This is a genomic window from Halopseudomonas sp., assembly GCF_036960865.1.
GTDB lineage: Bacteria > Pseudomonadota > Gammaproteobacteria > Pseudomonadales > Pseudomonadaceae > Halopseudomonas.
The window spans coordinates 29,814-47,973 of the sequence record NZ_JBALWE010000003.1 but is presented as its reverse complement, the minus strand read 5'-3'; the positions used below and the strand labels follow the sequence as shown (position 1 = coordinate 47,973).

The 18,160-nt window shown below is 61.0% G+C and carries 15 protein-coding genes; 11 read left to right on the top strand and 4 right to left on the bottom strand.

The window, feature by feature from the left end:
* Nucleotides 1-9 precede the first annotated feature (9 nt).
* The 4 genes from kdpB (at nucleotide 10) to V7747_RS04800 (ending at nucleotide 6,044) form a co-directional block, all read left to right on the top strand.
* On the top strand, nucleotides 10-2,064 hold the full coding sequence (kdpB, locus tag V7747_RS04815; RefSeq protein ID WP_335614926.1) for a potassium-transporting ATPase subunit KdpB: 2,055 nt from the start codon (nucleotides 10-12) through the stop codon (nucleotides 2,062-2,064).
* Nucleotides 2,065-2,130: 66 nt separating this feature from the next.
* The gene (gene kdpC, locus V7747_RS04810) at nucleotides 2,131-2,697 is read left to right on the top strand and encodes a potassium-transporting ATPase subunit KdpC (protein ID WP_335614925.1); all 567 of its coding nucleotides are present in this window, start codon (nucleotides 2,131-2,133) and stop codon (nucleotides 2,695-2,697) included.
* 6 nt (nucleotides 2,698-2,703) lie between these two features.
* Nucleotides 2,704-5,379 carry a sensor histidine kinase KdpD gene (locus tag V7747_RS04805; protein ID WP_335614924.1) on the top strand — a complete coding sequence of 892 codons (2,676 nt, stop codon included), beginning with the start codon at nucleotides 2,704-2,706 and terminating at the stop codon, nucleotides 5,377-5,379.
* Complete coding sequence (locus V7747_RS04800; RefSeq protein WP_335614923.1) at nucleotides 5,352-6,044, top strand: response regulator; 693 nt, start codon at nucleotides 5,352-5,354, stop codon at nucleotides 6,042-6,044. The genes V7747_RS04805 and V7747_RS04800 overlap by 28 nt, the downstream gene beginning before the upstream one ends.
* 49 nt (nucleotides 6,045-6,093) lie before the next feature.
* Here the strand turns inward: V7747_RS04800 and V7747_RS04795 are convergent, their stop codons facing one another.
* Nucleotides 6,094-6,711: a DJ-1/PfpI family protein gene (locus V7747_RS04795; RefSeq protein ID WP_335614922.1), complete on the bottom strand. Its 618-nt coding sequence runs from the start codon at nucleotides 6,709-6,711 to the stop codon at nucleotides 6,094-6,096.
* A gap of 82 nt (nucleotides 6,712-6,793) precedes the next feature.
* Between V7747_RS04795 and V7747_RS04790 the strand changes: the two genes are divergently transcribed.
* The 4 genes from V7747_RS04790 (at nucleotide 6,794) to V7747_RS04775 (ending at nucleotide 11,653) form a co-directional block, all read left to right on the top strand.
* Nucleotides 6,794-8,143, top strand: a complete 1,350-nt coding sequence (locus V7747_RS04790; RefSeq protein WP_335614921.1) for an aminotransferase-like domain-containing protein — start codon at nucleotides 6,794-6,796, stop codon at nucleotides 8,141-8,143.
* A gap of 198 nt (nucleotides 8,144-8,341) precedes the next feature.
* On the top strand, nucleotides 8,342-9,790 hold the full coding sequence (locus tag V7747_RS04785; RefSeq protein ID WP_442909180.1) for a TrkH family potassium uptake protein: 1,449 nt from the start codon (nucleotides 8,342-8,344) through the stop codon (nucleotides 9,788-9,790).
* A gap of 39 nt (nucleotides 9,791-9,829) precedes the next feature.
* Entirely contained in the window at nucleotides 9,830-11,209 is a 1,380-nt protein-coding gene (gene trkA, locus V7747_RS04780; protein WP_335614919.1) for a Trk system potassium transporter TrkA, read from the top strand.
* A gap of 156 nt (nucleotides 11,210-11,365) precedes the next feature.
* Nucleotides 11,366-11,653 carry a ferritin-like domain-containing protein gene (locus V7747_RS04775; RefSeq protein ID WP_335608418.1) on the top strand — a complete coding sequence of 96 codons (288 nt, stop codon included), beginning with the start codon at nucleotides 11,366-11,368 and terminating at the stop codon, nucleotides 11,651-11,653.
* Nucleotides 11,654-11,695: 42 nt separating this feature from the next.
* On the opposite strand, the gene V7747_RS04770 is transcribed toward V7747_RS04775, so the two are convergent.
* Together V7747_RS04770 and V7747_RS04765 are read right to left on the bottom strand one after the other, a co-directional pair.
* The gene (locus V7747_RS04770) at nucleotides 11,696-12,217 is read right to left on the bottom strand and encodes a glycine cleavage system protein R (protein WP_335614918.1); all 522 of its coding nucleotides are present in this window, start codon (nucleotides 12,215-12,217) and stop codon (nucleotides 11,696-11,698) included.
* 64 nt (nucleotides 12,218-12,281) lie between these two features.
* Nucleotides 12,282-13,166: an HDOD domain-containing protein gene (locus tag V7747_RS04765; RefSeq protein ID WP_335614917.1), complete on the bottom strand. Its 885-nt coding sequence runs from the start codon at nucleotides 13,164-13,166 to the stop codon at nucleotides 12,282-12,284.
* A gap of 135 nt (nucleotides 13,167-13,301) precedes the next feature.
* Between V7747_RS04765 and V7747_RS04760 the strand changes: the two genes are divergently transcribed.
* Nucleotides 13,302-14,495 carry a class I SAM-dependent rRNA methyltransferase gene (locus V7747_RS04760; RefSeq protein ID WP_335614916.1) on the top strand — a complete coding sequence of 398 codons (1,194 nt, stop codon included), beginning with the start codon at nucleotides 13,302-13,304 and terminating at the stop codon, nucleotides 14,493-14,495.
* Nucleotides 14,496-14,558: 63 nt separating this feature from the next.
* Here V7747_RS04760 and V7747_RS04755 read toward each other — a convergent pair whose 3' ends face one another.
* A complete protein-coding gene (locus tag V7747_RS04755) occupies nucleotides 14,559-15,212 on the bottom strand; it encodes an HAD family hydrolase (protein ID WP_335614915.1) in 654 nt (217 codons plus the stop codon).
* 169 nt (nucleotides 15,213-15,381) lie between these two features.
* On the opposite strand from V7747_RS04755, the gene rppH reads away from it, so the two are divergent.
* Together rppH and ptsP are read left to right on the top strand one after the other, a co-directional pair.
* Nucleotides 15,382-15,870 carry an RNA pyrophosphohydrolase gene (gene rppH / locus V7747_RS04750; RefSeq protein WP_092285851.1) on the top strand — a complete coding sequence of 163 codons (489 nt, stop codon included), beginning with the start codon at nucleotides 15,382-15,384 and terminating at the stop codon, nucleotides 15,868-15,870.
* A gap of 2 nt (nucleotides 15,871-15,872) precedes the next feature.
* Nucleotides 15,873-18,140: a phosphoenolpyruvate--protein phosphotransferase gene (gene ptsP / locus V7747_RS04745; protein ID WP_335614914.1), complete on the top strand. Its 2,268-nt coding sequence runs from the start codon at nucleotides 15,873-15,875 to the stop codon at nucleotides 18,138-18,140.
* Nucleotides 18,141-18,160: the final 20 nt, after the last annotated feature.

The window sequence follows — 18,160 nt, the reverse complement described above, 5'->3', positions numbered from 1 at the left end:
GAAAAGATCATGAATGCGACAACACCGGCCTCTGCCAAGGCCAAGCAGCAACCTGGTACTGAAAGCACGCTCGCCGCTCAGCTCAAGCCCGCCGTGCTGCAGGCCTTCCGCAAGCTCGACCCGCGCCAACTGGTGCGCTCGCCGATCATGCTGGTGGTGGAACTCACTGCCGTGGTCACCACGGTACTGTGCTTCATCCCCGATCCGCGAGTATCGGTTGGGCTGGCCGTGCAGATTGCGCTCTGGCTGTGGTTCACGCTGTTGTTCGCCAACTTTGCCGAGGCCTTGGCGGAGGGGCGGGGCAAGGCGCGGGCCGACAGCCTGAAAACCGGCAGCCAGGGGCTACAGGCGCGACGTCAGCGGGGTGATAGCTATGAGAGGGTGGCGGCCAGCAGCTTGCGCCGTGGCGATATCGTGCGGGTGGAGGCGGGCGAGCTGATACCCGGCGATGGTGAAATCATCGAAGGTATCGCTGCGGTGAACGAGGCGGCGATCACTGGCGAATCGGCGCCGGTGATCCGGGAGTCAGGCGGCGATCGCTCGGCAGTCACCGGTAACACCCGGGTGGTATCGGATTGGCTGCTGGTGGAAATCACTGCCAACCCCGGCGAATCGACGCTGGATCGCATGATCGCGCTGGTGGAGGGCGCCAAGCGACAGAAAACCCCCAATGAGGTGGCGCTGGATATTCTGCTGATTGGCCTCACCCTGGTGTTTCTGTTGGTGGTGGCAACGCTCCAGCCCTTTGCCCGGTACGCAGGCGGCGATGTGCCGCTGATCTATCTGGTCGCATTGCTGGTGACGCTGATTCCTACCACCATTGGCGGGCTCCTGTCGGCCATCGGCATTGCCGGTATGGACCGCCTGGTGCGGTTGAATGTGATTGCCAAATCTGGCCGGGCGGTGGAGGCGGCCGGTGATGTGCACGTACTGCTGCTGGACAAGACCGGCACCATTACCTATGGCAACCGCCGCTGTGCGGCCCTGGTGGCTGCGCCGGGCATCAGCTTGCAGAAGCTGCACCAGGCAACGCTGCTCGCCTCGCTGGCGGACGATACCGCCGAGGGCAAATCCATTGTTGACTACATTCGCGCCCAGGGTCCGGTCGAGCAGGTCGAGCGCGCGGGGTTGCAGGCCATCGCCTTCAGTGCCGAAACCCGGCTCTCGGGTGCGGACCACGCTGGCATCAGCTATCGCAAGGGTGCGGTGGATGCGGTACTGGGCTATCTGGATCTCAGCCGTGAGCAGTTACCTGCAGATATAGCGCAGGCAGTCGACAAGATAGCGCAGAGTGGGGGTACGCCGCTGCTCGTGGCAGAGCAATCGCGGCTGCTGGGCGCAGTGCATCTCAAGGATGTGGTCAAGCCGGGCATCGCCGAGCGCTTCGCCGAGCTGCGCACCATGGGCATCCGTACCGTAATGGTCACCGGCGACAACCCGCTGACTGCTGCTGCCATCGCCGCCGAAGCCGGTGTGGACGACCTGATTGCCGAGGCCACGCCAGAGAAGAAGCTGCAGCGTATCCGCAGCGAGCAAGCCGAAGGCAAGCTGGTGGCGATGTGCGGCGACGGTGCCAATGACGCTCCTGCCCTGGCCCAAGCCGATGTGGGCCTGGCCATGAACGATGGCACCCAGGCGGCACGGGAGGCGGCGAACCTGGTGGATCTGGATTCCGATCCTACCAAGCTGCTGGACGTGGTGCTGGTAGGCAAGGCGCTACTGGTGACCCGTGGCGCGCTCACCACCTTTTCGGTGGCCAACGATGTGGCCAAGTACTTTGCCATTCTGCCGGCGCTCTTTGCCGGCATATACCCCTCGCTTGGCGCGCTGAACCTGATGCGGTTGCACAGCCCGCAAAGCGCCATATTGTCGGCCATTGTGTTCAATGCGCTGATCATAGTGGCGCTGGTGCCGCTGGCTCTGCGTGGAGTGAGGGTGCAGGCCGCCGATGCCGCCAGCCTGCTGCGTCGCAACCTGCTGATCTTCGGGCTGGGCGGGCTGGTAGCGCCCTTTGTGGGAATCAAGCTGATTGATCTTCTGCTGGTAGCTGCCGGTCTGGTGTGAGTGTGGCCGCAATAGACAGATCTGGCAGGCCGGGTCTGTCTCGAGAAAAAATTTGGGAGCAACAACATGTTCAAACAGATTCGTCCGGCTGTGACTTTCCTGGCCCTTGCCACCCTGCTGACAGGTGTGGTCTATCCGCTTACGGTAACAGCCATCGCGCAACTGGCCTTTGCCGAGCAGGCCAATGGCAGTCTGGTGACTGATTCGACTGGGCAGGTGCGCGGTAGTCATCTGCTGGCACAAGCCTTTGCTGGCGAGCAGTGGTTTCAATCACGACCTTCGGCGGTGGACTATGCGGCGAGCGCGAGTGGGGGCAGCAATCTGGCACCAAGCAACCCCGCGTTTCGCGAGCGTATCAGCGCGGCGGCCTCGGTTTGGCAGGAGGGAGCGACTGCGCCGGTGCCCATGGCACTGGTGACGTCCTCGGCCAGCGGCCTTGATCCTGACCTGCCGCCCGCTGCAGCGCGTTATCAGGTTCAGCGTATTGCCGCCGCGCGGGGCATCCCCCCGGCTCAGGTTGAGCAGATGATCCTGCGGCTGACCCGCACACCCTTGATCGGACCGCCGACCGTAAATGTTCTGGCGCTGAATCAGGCCCTGGCTGACAATCTCTCTGTTAACCCTAGCGAGTAATACCGCATGAGCAACGCTGCGCGCGCCGATGCCCTGTTGAGCGAGCTACCCAGGCAGGGTCGCGGAAAACTAAAGGTGTTTCTCGGCGCCGCGCCGGGCGTTGGCAAGACCTACGCCATGCTGCAGGCGGCGCACACGCAGTTGCGTCAAGGCACGCGTGTGCTGGTGGGGGTAGTGGAGTCCCACGGCCGCGCGGAAACCGGCGCTCTGCTTGACGGGTTGCCGGTGCAACCGCTCAAGCCCGTGGACTATCGCGGCGTGACTCTGCAGGAGATGGATCTGCAGGCGATCCTGGATAATCCGCCGCGCTTGTTGCTGGTGGATGAATTGGCGCACACCAATGCTCCGGGTAGCCGGCACAGCAAACGCTGGCAGGATGTGCAGGAACTGCTTGGCGCGGGGATCGATGTCTATACCACGGTCAATGTGCAGCACTTAGAAGCGCTGAACGATCAGATTCGCGATATTACCGGCGTGCATGTGCGCGAGACGCTGCCCGACTGGGTCGTACAGGAAGCTGACGAAATACTGCTGATCGACCTGCCGCCGCGCGAGCTGCTGGAGCGGTTGCGCGACGGCAAGGTGTATATACCCGAGCAGGCACGGGCGGCGATTGATGCGTTCTTCAGTCAGACCAACCTCACTGCTCTGCGCGAGCTGGCGATGCAGACCGCCGCAGCGCAGGTGGACGCCGATCTTAATCGGCGCTATCGCTCCCTTGGACAGCAGGCGCCCAACGTGCTGGGCCGCTTGCTGGTGGCCATTGATGGCGATGCCAAGGCCGAGCGGCTGGTGCGTCATGCCTGTCGTGTTGCCGAGCGGCGCAATCTGCCTTGGTCGGTTCTGCACGTGGACCGAGGCGAGCGCCGCGACGAGCAACGTCTGAGTCTGCTGCAGAAAGCGCAGCAAATTGCCGAGCGTCTGGGCGGCGAAGTGGTGAGCCTGCGCGGTGAAAATATCGCTGCGACCCTGATCGAGCATGCCCGAGCACGGCGCGCCAGCCTGCTGTTGATTGGTCGCAGCCAACGGGCCTGGTGGCAACGCGGATTTCATCGCGGCCTGGCCGGGCGATTACTGGCCGCAGGCAAAGGCCTGGAGGTCAGTGTACTGGATACCGAAACCAGCCACCCGCCGCTGCGGCGCAGTGTGCCGCCGCCAGTGGGCCGGCACTACATGTTTGCCCTGCTGGCGGTGGGGTTGGCCATTGCTGCGGCCACCGTGCTGGCGCGCTTTATGGAATTGCCCAACATCTCGCTGGTGTTTCTGGTGGCAGTGCTGGTGGTGGCGGTGCGCAGCAGCCTGGGGCCGGCGCTGGTGAGCGCGGGTGTGTCTTTTCTGGCCTACAACTTCCTGTTCATCCCGCCCACGCTGACACTGACCATCGATCGCGAGCAGGATGTGCTGACCTTGCTGTTCTTTCTGCTTATGTCAGGGCTCACCGGCAATCTTGCCAGCCGGCAGCGGCGGCAGTTGCAATCGGCCAGAGACGCCCAAGCCGAGACGGTGGCCGTGCTTGAACTATCGCGCAAGCTCACCGCAGCGACCGATAGGCAGGCTGTTTTGGCCGCTGCGATACAGCACTTTGCACATTGGCACGATCTGAATATCAGCATCATGACGCGCGGCAAGGAGGGTGTATGGACGGTACAGGCTGGAGACAAGCCGGTGCTGACCGATGCCGAGCGGGCCGCCGCCGACTGGGCCTGGCAGCACGGGCAGCCGGCGGGGCGAGGCACCGACACACTGCCGTCCGGCGCATGGTGGTGGCTACCGCTGGCCGGAGACGAAGGCCCGCTGGCGATGCTGGGCGCGGCAACCCGTCAGGGCGAGGCGCTGCTGCCATCGCAGCAACGGTTGCTGGCGGCGTTGGGGCAGCCCTTGGCGCAGGCACTGCAACGCGCGCGGTTGGCAGAAGAGCTGGAAGCGGCGCGGCTGCACGGCCAGACCGAAGAATTGCGCAGTGCGCTGCTGGCATCAGTATCGCATGACCTGCGCACACCGCTGACCGCCATGCGCGGCTCGATCGACAGCCTGCTGGAGCTGGGTGAGCAGATTCCCATGGCCGACCGGCGCGAGTTGCTTGAAGGGACGCGCAATGAAGCCGAGCGCCTTGATCGCTACATCCAGAACCTGCTGGACATGACGCGCCTGGGGCACGGCGCTCTGGCCCTGGAGCGTGACTGGGTTGCCGCAGCGGATGTGGTCGGCAGTGCCTTGCAGCGCCTGCGTCCGGTTCTGGCCGGTTTGCAATTGGAAATATCGGTGCCAGAGGAGTTGCCTTTGTTGTACGTGCACGCCGCGCTGATCGAACAGGCGCTGATCAATGTGCTGGAAAATGCCGCGCGGTTTTCGCCCGAGGGAGGCCGCCTGCGGGTGGCGGTGGAAACCGATAGCGCCGAGCTACGCTTCGTTGTGGCGGATCAGGGCCCAGGCATTCCCGAGCACGAGCGCGAAAAGGTATTCGATATGTTCTATACCGCCGCCCGCGGCGACCGGGGTGGGCAGGGTACCGGGTTGGGTCTGGCTATCTGTCAGGGCATGTTGGGCGCGCATGCGGGCCGGGTATCGGTAGGCGCAGGGCTTGACGGTAGTGGTGCCAGCCTGATCCTGCATCTACCATTGCACGCACAACCCGCCATGCAAGAAGAGCCGGCATGTCCACCAACAACGCAACCGTACTGATCGTTGATGATGAAGCGCAGATTCGCAAGTTTCTGCGTATCAGTCTCATAGCCAAAGGCTACAAGGTGCTGGAGGCCGCTACCGGCCGAGATGGTCTGGCGCAGGCGGCGCTGGGCCGGCCCGACTTGCTGGTGCTGGATCTTGGCCTGCCGGATATGGATGGTCAGCAGGTGCTGCAAGAGCTGCGGGAGTGGTCGGCCATGCCGGTGCTGGTGCTTTCGGTCAGATCCAGCGAAGACGAAAAAGTGAAAGCGCTGGATGCCGGGGCCAACGATTACGTCACCAAACCCTTTGGTATTCAGGAATTTCTCGCCCGCGTGCGTGTATTGCTGCGCACGGGCGGCGGCGCCGAAAGCGCTGCTGCGACCGTGGTGACCGGTCCGCTCAGTATCGACTTTGCGTACCGCAAGGTCACAGTCGACGGTGAAGAGATCAGCCTCACGCGCAAGGAGTACATGGTGCTCAGCATGCTGGCGCGGTACCCCGACCGGGTGATTACCCAGCAGCAACTCCTGAAGGACATCTGGGGCCCCAGCCATGTTGAGGACACCCACTATCTGCGCGTGGTGGTAGGGCATCTGCGGCAAAAGCTGGGCGATGACCCCACCTCACCGCGCTTCATACTGACCGAAGCTGGCGTGGGTTATCGGCTACTGCAACGCTGAGTCGGTCGGGCCGCGTGGTAACCGATGAAAGGGATATGAAGCGCGCCATTCACGTTGCCGGCTGCTCCTCGTCAACGCGTTGTCCGATCAGCGTCATGGCATGGCCTACGAATTCCTCTTTTTCCCCCACTGGCGCCACATAGTGCAGCGCCGCAGCGGCCGCTTCGTCACCCTGCAGCCGCGCAATCACCCAGGCGGCGAGGTAGCTGGAGGCCATGCAACCACCGGCTGATGCGATATTGCCTCGCGCGAAGAACGCTTGGTTGAGTACCTCGATGCCGGCTTCCTGCACCCAGGGTCTGGTAGTGAGGTCAGTGCAGACGGGTAAGCCGTGCAGCAGCCCCAACTTGGCCAGCAGCAGGGCGCCTGAGCATTGTGCAGCCAGCAGTTGTCGGGTCGGGTCCAGCTTGAGCTGAGCCATCAGCGCGGTATCGGCTGCTATGTCGCGGGTGTTAATGCCGCTGCCGATAATCACCGCATCGGCGTTGTTGACCTCTGCCAGGTTAGTCTGACTTTTCACTAGCAGGCCGTTCATGGACAGTACCTGAGTGGTTGGGCTGGCGATGCTCACGCGCCAGCCCGGCTGCTTGATGCGATTGAGTATGCCGTACGCAATCAGGGAGTCGAGTTCGTTGAAGCCGTCGAAGGTGAGAATGCTGATGTGCATGAGCTGATCCTGCAAGTGGGGTTGTCCGGCAGCATCGAATGCCAGATCATGACAATCAAATAATTGTCATGGATACAGCGGCGTGGTGCGCAGCAGATACAAAAGCCTGGTGGATTCGCTGGCAGCCGAGATTCGCTCAGGTCGCCTTGCTCCCGGCACCCGTTTGCCCACCCATCGCACGTTGGCCGCAGCAGAAGGCGTTGCGCTGGCAACGGCCACACGTATCTATGCAGAGTTAGCGAGCATGGGGTTGGTAAGCGGTGAGGCAGGGCGTGGCACCTTTGTGCGCGAGCTGGGGTTGCCGCCCGGACATGGTGTAGACCAGCAAGCGACCGCGCCCGAGATGCTGGATATGAACTTCAACTATCCGGCATTACCCGAGCAGACCGAGCTGTTGCGCAGCGGTCTGCGACACTTGGCCAGTGCCGGTGATCTGGAAGCGCTTCTACGCTATCAGCCGCACGCTGGCAGACCGCACGAGCGCGCGGCGGTGGCGCGTTATCTTGCATGCCGAGGGTTGGCTGTCACGGCGCAGCAGGTACTTATAGTCAGCGGCGCGCAGCATGGTTTGGCGGTCAGTGTTATGGCGCTGCTTGATCCCGGTGATGTGGTGGCGGTCGATAGTCTCAGCTATCCCGGATTCAAGGTGCTGGCCGAGTCACAGCGGTTGGAGCTGCTGCCCGTCGCTGTAGTGGACCAGGGTACTGGCATGCAGCCAGATATGGATGCGCTGGCGGCCTGTTGTGCGCAGAGACGGGTGCGCGCCATCTACGCCATGCCCACGGTGCACAACCCGCTGAGCTGGGTGTTGACTCTATCGCAGCGTCGGCGTCTGGTGGCCATTGCGCGCAAGCATGACCTGCTGATTATCGAAGATGCCGCGTACGCCTTTCTGGCGGATGCGCCACCGGCACCCTTGGCCGCCTTGGCGCCGGAGCGCACGCTGTATGTATCAGGGTTTTCCAAGAATCTGGCTACCGGGCTGCGCGTGGGCTATGTAGTAGCACCGGTCAAATGGGTACCTCGGCTGGAGCGCGTGATACGCGCCACTACCTGGAACACGCCAGGCGTAATGTCTGCCTTGGTATGTCATTGGCTGGCCGACGGCACCGCTGCGCGCGTGGAAGCGCAAAAGCGGGCTGATGCCGCCACTCGCCAAGCCTTGGCGCGACGAATACTGGGTGATCGGCGCTGTATCGGCCACGCAGAATCCTACTTCCTCTGGTTACCTCTACCTGCCGAAGTGCGGGCTGAGCAGGTGGTCATGGCCTTGCTGCACGCCAATGTTGCCGTCTCTTCAGCCGAACCATTTACCCATGCGCAGCAGGTGCCGCATGCTCTGCGCCTGGCGCTGGGTTCGCTGCCGCTGCCTTTACTGGAAACTGCACTGCAGCGAGTCGTGCAGGTGATCAGCGACTGGGAGCTGAGGTAAACCACGCTTGTGGCCTCCCTGCTTTGCTGTCAGACCTCAGCGAGCTGCTTCGCCAGCGACCATTGCGGTGGGTTGAGCTGAGGGCCGGGCCGATAGCCCCCAGCCTGCAAGCATGGCTGCCGCTTGCCCATAAAGATTTAGCGCTCCCCAGCCGGGATTGGCTATCATGTGCAGACGCTTTCCGAGGTAGGTTAGTACATGTTGCGGTTTATGCGTCCGGTGCTGTTCGTATGCGGTATTTTGATGTTGATCATGGCCGGGCTTATGGCCTGCGTGACGATTTTTGCCTGGTGGCGGCAGGACCCTGAGATGCAGGTTTTTCTGATGTCAGCTGCGATAACGCTTGGCGTCGGCGGTAGCCTGGTACTGAGTTGCAGAACGCCCGGGTTTCACCTGATTTCTCGTCAGCTGTATCTGCTCACCAGCCTAAGTTGGGTATTTCTCTCCTTGGCCGGCGCCTTGCCGCTATTCTTCAGTCATTTTCAGCTCAGTGCAGTAGATGCCGTATTTGAGGCGGTATCGGGCATTACTACGACCGGATCCACTGTACTCAGCGGCATCGAAAACCTGGCGCCCAGCCTGCTGCTGTGGCGCTCGCTACTGCAATGGCTGGGTGGTCTGGGCGTGATCGGGATGGCTGTATCCATCCTGCCTTTCTTGCGCATTGGCGGCATGCGGCTGTTCCACACCGAATCGTCCGACTGGTCAGACAAGTCGATTCCCCGTGTCCAGTCGCTGGCGCGCTTGCTGGTACTCACTTATCTGACTCTGACCTTGGCTTGTATCACCAGTTATTGGCTGGTCGGTATGACGCTATTCGACGCCATCAACCATGCGATGGCCACTGTCTCGACCGGCGGATTCGCCACCGACGACCGCTCCATGGGCCGCTTTGGCGCGCCGGTACTGTGGGTTTCTATCCTGTTTATGGTGCTCAGTGCCTTGCCTTTCACCTTGTTGATTGCCTTTGGCCGCAGGCCTTCCTTTGCGCTGTTCCAGAATCAGCAGGTGTTGGGCTTTCTCGGCATATTGTTTGTCGTCACGCTGCTGCTGACGGTTGACCTGATCGATCTCAACCTGTTTGGGCCCTTTGAGGCGCTCACACTCGCGGCGTTCAATCTGGTATCGGTGATTACCACCACCGGTTTCGCTGCCGGCGATTACACCCAGTGGGGCACCTTCAGTATCGCGCTGTTTTTTGTGGTGACTTTCATCGGCGGTTGCTCGGGCTCAACCAGTGGCGGCATGAAGGTATTTCGCTTTCAGCTGAGCTATCTGTTTCTGCGCTCCCAGATCCGCAAGCTGATTCACCCCAGCGGCATCTTTGTGACGCAGTACAACGGCAAGCCAGTGCAGGACGACATCATTCTATCGGCCATTGCATTCTCGTTTTTGTTCTTCGTGACGCTGGCGCTGGTGACTATGTTGCTGGCGATGATGGGGCTGGACCTGCTGACCAGCCTCACGGCGGCGGCCACGGCGCTGACTAACGTGGGACCCGGGCTGGGCGAGATTGTCGGTCCGGCCGGTAACTTCGCCAGCCTGCCCGACGCTGCCAAATGGCTGTTGTCGTTGGCGATGCTGATGGGGCGCTTGGAACTGCTGACGCTGATGGTACTCTTTACTCCCATGTTCTGGCGCGGCTGAAATGGCGCGCTGCTGGGGTGACACACTGGGAGAGAGTCGATGCGAATCATAGTCTTGGGTGCCGGGCAGGTGGGCCGTAGTTTGGTCGAGCACCTGGCCGGTGAAGCCAATGACATCACCGTGGTCGATATCGACAAGCAGCGGCTGCAGATGGTGCAGGAACGTTTTGACGTGAAGGTGCTGTGTGCGCCGGCCTCGCATCCGGTCACCCTGTCGCGGGCCGGGGCGGAAGATGCCGATATGCTGGTTGCTGTGACCAACAGCGATGAAATCAACATGATTGCCTGCCAGGTGGCGCAGTCGCTGTTCAACGTGCCACGCAAGATTGCCCGCGTGCGTGAGCCCGGCTACATGGAACAGGGCAAGGCGCTGTTCGCCAAGGTGGCGGTGCCAGTCGATGTGCTGATCAACCCCGAGGCACTGGTCACCCAGCATCTGAAGAAGCTGATCCGCTACCCCGGTGCGCTGCAGGTGATCAACTTTGCCGGTGGCCGGGCGCAACTGGTGGCACTGCGCGCGTTACCCGGCGGCGCGCTGGTGGGGCATGAAATAGCGGCCCTGCGCGACCTGCTGCCGGCGGTCGAGGTGCGTGTGGCGGCGATCTTTCGCCGTGACCGCTCGGTGGTGCCCAAGGGCGATACCGTGATTGAAGAGGGCGACGAGGTATTCTTTGTTGCGGCCAAATCGGACATTCGCGCTGTCATGTCCGAGCTGCGCCGCCAGGAAAAGCCCTACAAACGCATTATCATCGCCGGCGGCGGCAGTATTGGCGCGCGGCTAGCGCAAGCGCTGGAGGACGATTACCGCGTCAAGCTGATCGAGCATGACCTGCCGCGCTGCCAGTGGCTGTCGCAGCAGTTGCGGCGCACCACTGTGCTCCACGGCAGCGCGTCGGACCGAGAACTGCTGATTGAGGAAAGCATTGAAGCGACCGATGTGTTCCTCGCGGTTACCAATGATGATGAGGCCAACATCATGGCCTCGATGCTGGCCAAACGCATGGGTGCACGCACCGTTATCACGCTGATCAGCAACCCGGCCTACGCTGAGCTGGTGCAGGGCGGTGCCATTGATATTGCCATCTCGCCGCAACAGGCGACCATAGGTGCGCTATTGACCCATGTGCGCAAGGGCGATGTGGTGGCAGTGCACTCGCTGCGTCGCGGTGCGGCGGAGGCGATGGAAGCCGTTGCCCACGGTGATGCTCAAAGCTCTCAGGTAGTGGGCCGGCGTCTGGACGAGCTGCCCTTGCCTTCGGGTACCGTGGTGGGGGCTGTGGTCCGTGGCGAAAATGTAATCATCGCCCATGACAGCACGGTGATTGAGGATGGCGACCATCTGATCGTGTTCGTGCCCGATCAGCGCGATGTGCCGGAAGTTGAAAGGCTGTTTCAGGTAGGGCTGACATTTTTGCTCTAAGCAGGTCGCCTTTCGGCGTGATGCTTCAGCCCCTTACTGCCCTGATCCGCGATGGGAGCAGGGTTCGATTTACATGGCGGCAGCCTGGCTGCTGACTACCCAGGGTCCGTACACAAGGGCCTGCGCAATCCGTGAATGTGTCGAGGAGATAACGTTATGTCGAATGAAGGCTACCATGAACCCGTTGCTGAACTGAGCGATGAAACCCGCGATATGCACCGTGCCGTGGTGTCGCTGATGGAAGAGCTGGAGGCGGTGGACTGGTATAACCAGCGCGTCGATGCCTGCAAGGATGAGGAGCTGAAGGCTATCCTGATCCACAACCGTGATGAAGAAAAAGAGCACGCCGCGATGACCATCGAGTGGATTCGTCGCCGTGATCCGATCTTTGATGAGCAACTGCGAGAGTATCTGTTTACCGAGAAGAAACTCGGCAAGCACTGAGTGCAGTAGTAAGGCCCGCGCAACGCGCGGGCCTTTGTTGAATCACTGTTGCGGCAGGTCCTGCAGCTCGACCATCAGGTCGTCGGCCAGGTTTTCCAGCGCATCACGCAGGGCATCCAGGTCGGTTTGCGGGTACACGCCTAGCTGTGCTTCGGCCTTGAACAGCAGATCGGCACTCATCGGCGCGGGTACACATTCGGTTTCCAGTGACTCGACGTTGACGCCATGGCTGGCCAGCACCTGCGAAACCTCGTGGACGATGCCAGGGCGGTCGTTGCCGACCAGGTTGAGCAGCAGGGTCTGCTGTTCCGGCGCATCGGCGATACCGCTGATAGCCACCTGTACATTGATGCCCAGGTGAGTGAGGCCGTCCAGCTCTACGCGCAGTGCTTCAACGTTGTCGCTGTCGATATCGACGCGCAGAATCCCGGCAAACTGACCGGCCATGCGCGCCATGCGGCTCTCCAGCCAGTTACCGCCGTGCTGGTTGATGGCCTGGGCCAGGCTTTCAACCAAGCCAGGCTTGTCGGCGGACATTACGGTGATCACGAGCGGGGTGGTCATGCGGTCTCTCCTGTGAATCGGCAGATGATAGTGCGCAGGGGCATCCCCAGAGGGGCTGCGCGGCTCAGTCCTGGTAATAGCGACCTTCGCCGGTGGCGGTCAGTTCCTGGCAGACGGCTTCCAGGTTTTCAAAGTCGTACTCGGACAGGCCCACATATTCGAGGATGGCCTGACCAACGGCGTTCCATTCGTGGTCGATCTTTTGATTGCCCAGTACGCGATAGGCCTGACAGATGTGTTCGGCCATTTTCAGGATCGCCAACAGATTCTTCTGGATGGGGTCACCGCTACCGGGCGCCAGAAACAGTTGTTGTGCATTGTGATGGCTGGCGATTGCCTCGCAAAGATGTCGTGGCAGCAGCCAGGATTTAGCGGTGTAGTAACCGATCACCGCGTGGTTGGTGTTCATACGCTGGTTTTCCACGTCCACAATGCGCGCCTGGTCCTGCGCGTAGGAGTCTTCCATTACCTCAATGTAGTAGGGGAAGCGCGACAGCATGAGCGGGATGCCGCAGTTGTGGAACAAGCCCAATGCGTAGGCCTCATCGGGTTCGACGCAACCGATACGCTTGGCCAGCGTCATGCAGGTCATGGCGATGTCCTGTGCGCTGTCCCAGAAGCGGTTGAGGTTGACGATGTTCTCATCGGTCAGCTCGCCGCGGATCGACTGCGCATTGACGATGTTGATGACCCGGCTGACACCCAGCAGGTTGACCGCCTGTTGTATCGAGGTGATGCGGTTGGCCAGGCCGAAGAACGGCGAGTTGACGATCTTCAGCAGACTGCCAGACAGCCCCGGGTCCTGGCTGATCAACCGGGCAATGGCCTTTAGGTCTGGGTCGGGCATGACCTGCTCCATCTGCAGGTCAACCATGATCTGCGGCTGGGGCGGCACGCTGATGCCTTGCAGCGCGCTGGTGATTTGCTGATCCGTTAGCTCCGGGGTCATGGTCTGAGCGTCCAGTCCTGTCTCGTGTGTCTGACTGTCGAGTTTAGCCGGAGACTAGCTTGCTTGGCACCCTGTATAATCGCCCGCCTGTGACATTTTCTGCTGAATCCGACTGTTCGACTGGAGTAACCCCCCATGACACTGCCAAGCCTGCGTCTCAAACACAATGCCGACAGACGCATTCGCGGAGGCCATCTGTGGGTCTTCAGTAACGAGGTAGATACCGCGCAGACGCCGCTGACCGAGCTGCACGCCGGTCAGGAAGTGCAGCTGGAGACCTCAACCGGCAAGCCGCTCGGACTGGTCTGCGTTAGCCCCAACAACCTTATCTGCGCACGTCTGCACAGCCGTGACAACAACCACGCTCTCGATAAATCCCTGCTGGTGCACCGTTTCAAGGTGGCGCTGAGCCTGCGCGAGCGGCTGTTCGACAAGCCCTTCTACCGCCTGGTGTACGGCGAGTCCGACTTGTTGCCGGGCCTGGTGATCGACCGATTTGGCGATTACTTTGTGGTGCAGATCGGCACCCCCGGTATGGAGCGCGTCCGTGAGGATATCGTCGCGGCGCTGGTGCAGGTGTTCAAGCCGCAGGCGGTGCTGTTCAAGAACGACAGTGGTGCGCGCAAGCTGGAAGGACTGGAGTCCTACGTTGAGGACGCGTTTGGCACCATGCCTGAGCTGGTAGGGCTGGAAGAGAACGGCGTAGCCTTTCAGGCACCGGTACGCGACGGCCAGAAAACCGGCTGGTTCTACGATCACCGCGCCAATCGTGCGCGCCTGGCGCCCTATGTGACGGGCAAGCGAGTGCTGGATCTGTATAGCTACATCGGCGGCTGGGGTGTTCAGGCTGCGGCCTTTGGCGCCAGTGAAGTCATGTGTGTGGACAGCTCGGCCCCGGCGCTCGATCGGGTGGAGGCCAATGCTGAGCTCAACGGTGTAGCTGAAAAGATGGTGGTAGTAGAAGGCGATGTGATGGCCGCGCTGAAGGAATTGAAAAATGCGGGTGAGCGCTTTGATGTGGTCATTGCTGATCCGCCAGCGTTCATCAAGAAGCGCAAGGACATCCGCAATGGCGAAGCGGCTTACCGGCGCCTGAACGAGCAGGCCATGCGCCTGCTCAACAAAGACGGCATTCTGGTTTCTGCCTCCTGCTCCATGCACCTAGAAGAAGACAAGCTGAAGGAAGCCCTGCTCGGCGCCAGCCGCCACCTGGACCGCAATCTGATGATTACCGAGCGCGGCTTTCAGGGGGCGGACCACCCCTTGCACCCGGCGATTCCGGAAACCGGGTACATCAAGGCATTGTTCTGCCGCGTTACCCCGGTTTGACCTGAGCAGGCTGGAAGCCTCGGCTTCCAGCTGTTCGTCACCCGCTGCCGATGGCTGCGTGCGTCAGCGCAAGCTGATGACCGGCCAGCCCTGCGCTTCGGCATGTGCCTTGAGTGTATCGTCGGGATCAACTGCCACCGGATGATCGACCATGCTCAGTAGCGGCAGGTCGTTGTGCGAGTCGCTGTAGAAGTAACTTCCCTCCAGTGAGCGATTGTTCTCCAGCAGCCAGCGTTGCAGACGCGTGACCTTACCTTCCCGGAAACAGGCAACATCGATGGTGCGGCCGGTGTAGCGCCCGTTATCGCGCTCGCACTCGGTGGCCAGCAGAATATCGATGTTCAGCGCACGGGCAATAGGTGCCGTGATGAAACGGTTGGTGGCGGTAATGATCATCAACGTATCGCCGGCAGCACGGTGCTGCTCGATCAGCTCGCGCGCCTTGGGCAGCATGATCGGCATGATCTTATCGGCCATGAACTGCTGGTGCCAGGCATCCAGTTGTGCGGGATCGTGTTCGCCCAGCAGTTGCAGGCAGAAGTTCAGGTAAACCTGAATATCCAGCTTGCCGGCCAGATAGTCGTTGAAGAAGCGGTCGTTCTGGGCCTGGTAGGCCTCAGGGTCAACGATGCGCTGGGCAACGATGAATTCGCCCCAGGCGTGATCACTGTCGCCGCCGAGCAGTGTGTTATCGAGATCAAAGATGGCAAGGCTCAAAAGAGACTCCTGAAAGGCCGAATTCCGGTATTGAAAACAGCGCTAGGATAATCGACTGGTCGGATAAATGCGCTCCCGGTCTGCCGTGGCCGGATTGCCGGTTTCTGCAATTGCTGCCTCAGGCGTCTTTGTGGAACAATGCGGAAGATATAAAAGAAGGATACTGGCTGTGATTGACCCCGATGGTTTCAGACCCAATGTAGGCATCATCCTGACCAATGAGTTGGGGCAGGTGCTTTGGGCCAGGCGGATCGGGCAGGATTCCTGGCAGTTCCCGCAGGGTGGCATTCAGCGCAATGAAAGCCCTGAGCAGGCGCTGTACCGTGAGTTGCACGAAGAAGTAGGCCTGTTGCCGGAAGATGTCGAGATTCTGGCGTGCACCCGCGGCTGGTTGCGTTACCGTCTGCCACAGCGGCTTATTCGCAATCACTCGCAACCTATCTGCGTGGGCCAGAAGCAGAAGTGGTTTCTGCTGCGCCTGACCGCAGAGGAACACCGGGTTTGCATGACCAAGACCGCAAAACCGGAGTTCGATGGCTGGCGCTGGGTCAGTTACTGGTATCCTCTGGGACAGGTGGTTCCATTCAAACGTGATGTCTACCGGCGTGCCATGAAAGAGCTGGCGCCCCGGCTGCTCACCAGTCTTCCGGGTTGTTGAATATGCTCAACACGCTGCGTCGAATTGTTCAGGAGGTCAACTCTGCCAGAGATCTGGCAGCCGCTCTGGACATTATCGTGCAGCGGGTTCGTGAGGCTATGGGCACCGAGGTCTGCTCGGTCTATCTGCTCAATCCCGAAATCGGCCGCTACGTACTGATGGCCACCGAAGGTCTCAACAAGGATGCGGTTCGCGCCGTGACCCTGGCGACCAACGAGGGTCTGATTGGTTACGTGGGTACCCGCGAAGAACCGGTCAACCTTGAAGACGCTGCTTCCCACCCGCGCTTCCGCTACTTTGCCGAAACCGGTGAGGAGCGGTATGCCTCCTTTCTTGGTGTACCGATTATCCACCACCGCCGTGTCATGGGCGTGCTGGTTATTCAGCAGAAGGAACGTCGTCAGTTTGACGAGGGTGAAGAAGCCTTCCTGGTCACCATGAGCGCACAGTTGGCCGGCGTTATTGCCCATGCCGAAGCGACCGGCGCTATTGGTGGTCTGGGTTGGGGCGGCGAAGTCGTGCAGGACACCCGTTTTGACGGTGTGGCCGGCGCCCCCGGTGTGGCCATCGGTCATGCTGTCGTCATTCTGCCGCCGGCCGATCTCAAAGCGGTGCCTGACAAACCAGCCAAGGATGTCGAGGCCGAGATTCGCTTGTTCCGCGGCGCGCTGGATAGTGTGCGGGCCGATATGCAAACCCTGTCCAGCAAATTATCCAGCCAGTTGCGCCCAGAAGAACTGGCGCTGTTCGACGTTTACCTGATGATGCTGGATGACGCCGCACTGGGTAACGAAGTCATCAAGGCAATCCGTGCTGGGCAGTGGGCACAGGGCGCACTGCGCGAGGTGGTCAGTTCCCACGTCGGCCGCTTTGAGTTGATGGACGACCCCTATCTGCGTGAGCGCGCGGCCGACGTGAAAGACCTTGGCCGGCGTATTCTGGCGTACCTGCAGGCGGTAGGGCAGCAAGAGCTGGTGTTCCCCGAACACACCATCCTGGTCAGTGAAGAGCTTTCGCCGGTCATGCTTGGCCAGGTGCCCAAAGAGAAGCTGGTCGGCCTGGTTTCGGTATTGGGATCGGGTAGCTCGCATGTTGCCATTCTGGCCCGCGCGATGGGTATTCCGACGGTGATGGGCGCGGTTGATCTGCCCTATACCCGAGTCGATGGCATGGAGTTGATCGTCGATGGTAATCGCGGCGAGGTGTACACCAATCCGTCGCATGAACTGAGGCGGCAGTACCTTGAACTGGTGCGTGAAGAGCGTGAGCTGGTGCAAGGGCTGGAGAAACTGCGCGATGTGCCTTGTGTGACAACCGATGGGCACCGCATGCCATTGCTGGTGAATACCGGCCTGCTGGCCGACGTGGCGCGCTCACTGGATCGCGGCGCCGAAGGCGTTGGCCTGTATCGCACCGAAGTGCCCTTCATGATTCAGGATCGCTTTCCCAGCGAGAAGGAGCAGCAGGCTACCTATCGTGAGCAGCTCGAAGCTTTTCATCCGTTGCCGGTGACCATGCGCTCGCTCGACATTGGTGGCGACAAGGCGCTGACTTATTTCCCGATCAAGGAGGACAACCCCTTCCTCGGTTGGCGGGGTATACGGGTTACCCTGGATCACCCCGAGATTTTCCTCGTGCAGACCCGCGCCATGCTCAAGGCCAGTCAGGGGCTGAACAACCTGCGCATTATGCTGCCGATGATCAGCAGCCTGTTCGAGGTTGAAGAAGCGCTGCACCTGATTCACCGCGCCTACGGCGAGGTACTGGATGAAGGCGTGGATGTGCCCATGCCGCCGGTCGGCGTGATGATCGAGGTCCCTGCTGCGGTGTATCAGGCACGCGAGCTGATCCAGATGGTTGATTTCCTCTCGGTGGGTACCAACGATCTGACCCAGTATCTCTTGGCCGTGGATCGCAACAACCCGCGGGTGGCCGACCTTTATCACTCGCTGCATCCGGCCGTACTGCAGGCTTTGCTCAAGGTGGCTACGGCGTGCCGCGAAGCGGGTAAGCCGATGAGCGTGTGTGGCGAGATGGCCGGTGACCCGGCCGCTGCGGTGTTGTTGATGGCAATGGGTTGCGATGTGCTGTCGATGAATGCTACCAACCTGCCCAAGGTCAAGTGGCTGTTACGCCAGATCAGCATGACTGACGCCAAGGCCTTGCTGGATGAGGTGATCGGACTGGACAATCCGCATCTGATTCTCAGCACCCTGCATCTGGCATTGCGCCGTATGGGGCTTGGCAAGGTGCTTAGTCAGGCGCGCTGAGCTTTAATAGTCGCTGAATT